General features: G+C 44.5%; 4 protein-coding genes and 1 pseudogene. 4 read left to right on the top strand and 1 reads right to left on the bottom strand.

Features of this window, described 5'->3' with window-relative positions; genetic code table 11:
* Positions 1 to 207 precede the first annotated feature (207 nt).
* Complete coding sequence (locus tag ACFE90_RS36490) at positions 208 to 1,404, top strand: site-2 protease family protein (protein WP_375507122.1); 1,197 nt, start codon at positions 208 to 210, stop codon at positions 1,402 to 1,404.
* A 268-nt stretch (positions 1,405 to 1,672) separates the two neighbouring features.
* Here the strand turns inward: ACFE90_RS36490 and ACFE90_RS36495 are convergent, their stop codons facing one another.
* A complete protein-coding gene (locus tag ACFE90_RS36495; RefSeq protein ID WP_375507123.1) occupies positions 1,673 to 1,843 on the bottom strand; it encodes a hypothetical protein in 171 nt (56 codons plus the stop codon).
* 95 nt (positions 1,844 to 1,938) lie between these two features.
* Between ACFE90_RS36495 and der the strand changes: the two genes are divergently transcribed.
* From der to ACFE90_RS36510, 3 genes and pseudogenes are all read left to right on the top strand, one after another.
* Complete coding sequence (gene der, locus ACFE90_RS36500; protein ID WP_375507124.1) at positions 1,939 to 3,309, top strand: ribosome biogenesis GTPase Der; 1,371 nt, start codon at positions 1,939 to 1,941, stop codon at positions 3,307 to 3,309.
* Between the two features lie 121 nt (positions 3,310 to 3,430).
* On the top strand, positions 3,431 to 4,348 hold the full coding sequence (locus tag ACFE90_RS36505) for an energy-coupling factor transporter transmembrane component T family protein (RefSeq protein WP_375507125.1): 918 nt from the start codon (positions 3,431 to 3,433) through the stop codon (positions 4,346 to 4,348).
* Positions 4,349 to 4,370: 22 nt separating this feature from the next.
* Positions 4,371 to 4,698: pseudogene (locus ACFE90_RS36510) on the top strand (aminodeoxychorismate synthase component I); the annotation flags it as partial.

Consider the following 4,698-nt stretch of genomic DNA (forward strand, 5'->3'; position numbering starts at 1 on the left):
CTCCCTGCCCCTCTGCCTCTTACCCATTCCCTATTCCCAATGCCCCACTTCAGAGCTTTGCTCACACGCATTAATTGTCTATTCTAGAAATAAGAGCATTTCGTAACTCGGCAGTATCGAATTGATGCTCAGAAATATATGTATAAGTATATACGCAAATCTTGCAGTACAGATAGTACTGGCGATATCTAGTTTTAGGACAATGTAATGCAAACAAATTGGAAAATTGGGTCTTTATTTGGAATTCCCCTGTTTTTAGACCCGTTATGGTTTGTGATTTTAGGGTTGGCAACTCTTAACTTTGGGGTAGCTTATCAGGAATGGGGCCCTGTTATAGCTTGGAGTGCTGGAATAGTTATGGCACTGTTGCTATTTGGTTCGGTGTTGCTACATGAGTTGGGTCACAGCTTAGTACCCCGATCGCAAGGCATTAAAGTTAATTCAATCACCCTATTTCTGTTTGGCGGGATTGCTGCTATTGAAGAAGAATCTAAAACTCCTTTCAAAGCCTTTCAAGTAGCGATCGCTGGCCCTTTGGTGAGTATCGGACTATTTTTACTACTGCGGGTGGGAACTATTGTGATACACGATACTAGTCCACTCAGTGTCATGGTCGGAGATTTGGCAAGAATTAACTTGGTGGTGGCGCTATTTAACCTGATTCCCGGCTTACCTCTAGATGGAGGGCAAGTATTAAAAGCAGCACTATGGCAAATAACAGGTAATCGTTTTCAAGCCGTACACTGGGCTGCAAAGGCTGGGCAAATTTTGGGTTACAGTGCGATCGCTTTGGGATTTGTTGTAGATTTTGTGACCAGAGAATTAGTACTTGGTTTGTGGATTGCGCTGTTAGGTTGGTTTGCTGTCCGCAACGCCAGCAGTTATGACAACGTAACTACATTGCAAGAAAGCCTACTCAAAGTTGTGGCGGCTGATGCGATGACTCGTGAGTTTCGGGTTGTCGATGCTGATCAGACATTACGAGCATTTGCCGATTTATACCTGTTAGAAACCACTCCCTCACAGGTTTATTTTGCTGCTTCTGATGGACGTTACCGGGGTCTAGTTTCCATTGACGATTTTCGTTTAACCCAAAGGAGTGAATGGGAAACCCAAACCTTACATAGCATTGTGCATCCCTTGACAGAAATACCCACTGTTGCTGAAGCAACAACGATAGCTGAGGTAATTAACAAGCTGGAAAATGAGCAGTTACCTCGAATTACCGTGCTGTCTCCGGCTGGTGCTGTCGCTGGTGTAATTGACCGGGGAGATATTGTACGGGCGTTGGCACAAAAGTTAAATTTGCGGGTTACAGATGCTGAAATTAAACGGATCAAGGAAGAAGGAAGTTATTCGCCTGGGTTGCAACTAGCAGCACTAGCGAAGTCAATTACAGATTAAACGTCATACCCTTGTCATAGTTTTGCAATAGATTCGTCAAAAGCTTGTGTGATATTTAATTTGGTATTTGGTTACAAAATGCTTTTTTTGGGTAAAAGGTAGGAAATCCTACCTTTTTTATTTTTTAAATTAATGTGAGTTCAATAAACCTCTCCCTGCCTTTCCTTCTCCGACTCAGAGAGAGACGGTTTTATGTATGGGACTCACGCAAAATATCTTTCAAACTCTTATTTATTCGTGTCGCGCCACTTGCTAAAGAGCGGGAACGCTAAGAGCGTAGCAAGATCCCCGTAGGGGTACAAGTCGGAGAACCGCAAGGGCGCACTGGCTTCTCCGTGCCTCTGTGGTAGCCTGCGGCAAGCCGCTTTGCGTCGTCTACGTTATTCCGTAATTGCGTCAGTCCTAATGTGGTATAAGCAGGGAGAGATTTCTTTGACATCGCCTCAGATGATTAGAAAGTTATTAAAACTTCCAGTTTAAAGTGAGTAAAATGTAAGTACGTGATATACTACGGCTCTCACTTACCCTGGTTTTATGGCACTGCCAATTGTTGCAATTATCGGACGCCCAAATGTGGGCAAATCCACCCTGGTTAATCGACTCGCCGGGGAACAAACGGCGATTGTCCATGATGAACCGGGAGTGACACGCGATCGCACTTATCTACCAGCTTTCTGGAATGGTCGTGAATTTTTGGTGGTAGACACTGGTGGTTTAGTTTTTAATGATGATACCGAATTTTTACCACTGATTCGCCAACAGGCAATGACAGCCCTTGCAGAAGCATGTGGCGCTATTTTTGTCGTAGATGGTCAAACAGGCCCCACATCGGCAGATTTAGAAATTGCCGAATGGATGCGCCAACAAACTGTACCTGTGCTACTAGCTGTAAATAAATGTGAATCCCCAGAACAAGGCTTAATGCAAGCTGCCGAGTTTTGGGAATTGGGATTGGGCGAACCTTACCCCATCTCCGCGATTCATGGAAGTGGCACAGGAGAGTTACTCGACGAGTTAGTTAACCACATACCTGCTATTGAAGACATCCCAGACACGAATGAAATCAAAGTAGCAATTGTAGGACGCCCGAATGTGGGCAAATCGAGCTTACTCAACTCTTTTGTCGGGGAAGAGAGGGCAATTGTCAGCCCAATTTCCGGTACTACCCGCGATGCTATTGATACCGTCATTGAACGAGAGGGGCAAACCTACCGTTTGATTGACACCGCCGGCATTCGCAAAAAGAAACACATAGAATACGGCACAGAATTCTTTAGTATTAACCGTGCTTTCAAAGCGATTCGCCGTGCTGACGTGGTTTTATTAGTAATAGATGCCGTTGATGGAGTCACTGAGCAAGACCAAAAATTAGCTGGGCGGATTATCGAAGAAGGTCGAGCTTGCATCATCGTCGTTAATAAGTGGGATGCTGTCGAAAAAGACTCTTACACAATCTACGACTACGAAAAAACTCTGCAATCACGGTTACATTTTACCGAGTGGGCAGAAACAATTTTTGTAAGTGCCTTGTCAGGACAACGGGTAGAGAAGATTCTAGAATTGGTGAAAACTGCGGCTGAATCACACAAACGCCGTGTCAGCACATCAGTAATTAACGAAGTCTTAACAGACGCTGTTAGCTGGCATTCACCGCCAGCATCCCGTGGTGGGCGTCAGGGCAAGATTTATTATGGTACACAAGTAAGTAGCCAACCACCAACGATCGCTCTCTTTGTCAATGATTCCAAACGCTTCAACGATAACTACCGCCGCTACATTGAACGTCAATTCCGGCAACAGCTAGGATTTAAAGGCACACCAATTATTTTGCTGTGGCGGAGCAAAAAAGTCCGTGATGCCGAAATTGGTAATGTTAATAGAGCAACTCGCGTCAAAATAAGTTAGGAGACGCGATTCATCGCGTCTGTACAGGAGTTATGAGTTAAAGCCAAAATTGCTATTTTTAAGCCTATGTCAACATAATAGGTTAACCCAGAAGTCAAAACTCCTAACTCCTAACTTTCAAATGGATTTATTGCGATCGCTGCCACTTGGACTTTATTTAGAACAACCCCAAACTTGGCTGCATAAAATCGATCCGCGAGTCAAGTTCGCATGGTTGATGAGCTTTTTAACAAGCTATGTTTTAGCTAACAACTTTTGGCGGGTGCTGCTGGTAGTAATATTGATTCTTGCCACCTTAATTGCCAGAATTCCCCGCCGAGTATGGCAGCAGCAAATGGGTTGGCTATTAATGCTATCGTTTTTTATCTTAGCGATCGGAGCCATTAGTCCTGATGCAATGGGTGTAGATTATCAGCCACGCCTCCCAGCTAATGAACAAATATTAACCCAGCAAGCATTCTCCAAAAATATTGTTCAAGAGCCAGCAAGTAATAGCAAATACAGTTATGTGCTATTTCACAAAGGCCCAGTTAAAGTAACTCGCCGCTCCTTGGATTTGGCTGTACGTCTGAGTACAATTATATTTACCGTAATTTACAGCACCAACCTGTATCTGCTGACAACCGCACCAGAAGAAATCACATCTGGCATAGAAAGCCTAATGCAACCCCTGCGACGCTTCAAGTGGCCTGTCACCGAAATTGCTTTAACTTTAACCTTGTCCTTGCGCTTTATTCCCCTAGTTTTAGAAGAAGTGCAAAACTTATTTCGCTCCGTGATGACAAGGGCAATTAATTGGAAAAAGCTAGGATTGAAAGGAGGATTCAAAGTTTGGATGACAGTTGCAGAGAGACTGTTAGAAAATCTGCTCTTACGAGCCGATCAAATGGCGAATGCAATGATGGTGCGGGGTTTTACCAGTCCCAACGAGCATCAAGTGCAGTGGCACGACTTACGATTTAAAGGGCGTGACTGGCTTGCTATTGCAACTTTAATTTTATTCTGGGGAATACGGTTAGCTATAGGAACTCAGGTCTAATTTTGCAACGCTTATAAACAGTATGATCAAGGCTTGGTATTGGCGATCGCTACCCTTAGAAAAACGTACAGGTTTGGAAATTTTTGCTGCTCTTTTTCACTCCACCTCCGCACCGGGAATTGCTACCCTACTGGAAAGTCCCTACCCAACGCCAATCGATCATCCCCAACTCAGCCGATATTCTATCTGTGCAGGCGCTCCTCGCCTAGTCGATGGCATCCCCCAGATGTGGACACCAGAAGTCGGAAAGGTTTTTCCCTTCTTAGAAAACTTATTACAGCAGGGGGTAGGGAGAGATGAGGGGGATGAGAAGGATGAGGTACTATTTTCTTCCCCTGCTCCCCCTGTTC

This window comes from uncultured Nostoc sp. (assembly GCF_964245445.1).
In the GTDB taxonomy this organism is placed as follows: domain Bacteria; phylum Cyanobacteriota; class Cyanobacteriia; order Cyanobacteriales; family Nostocaceae; genus Nostoc.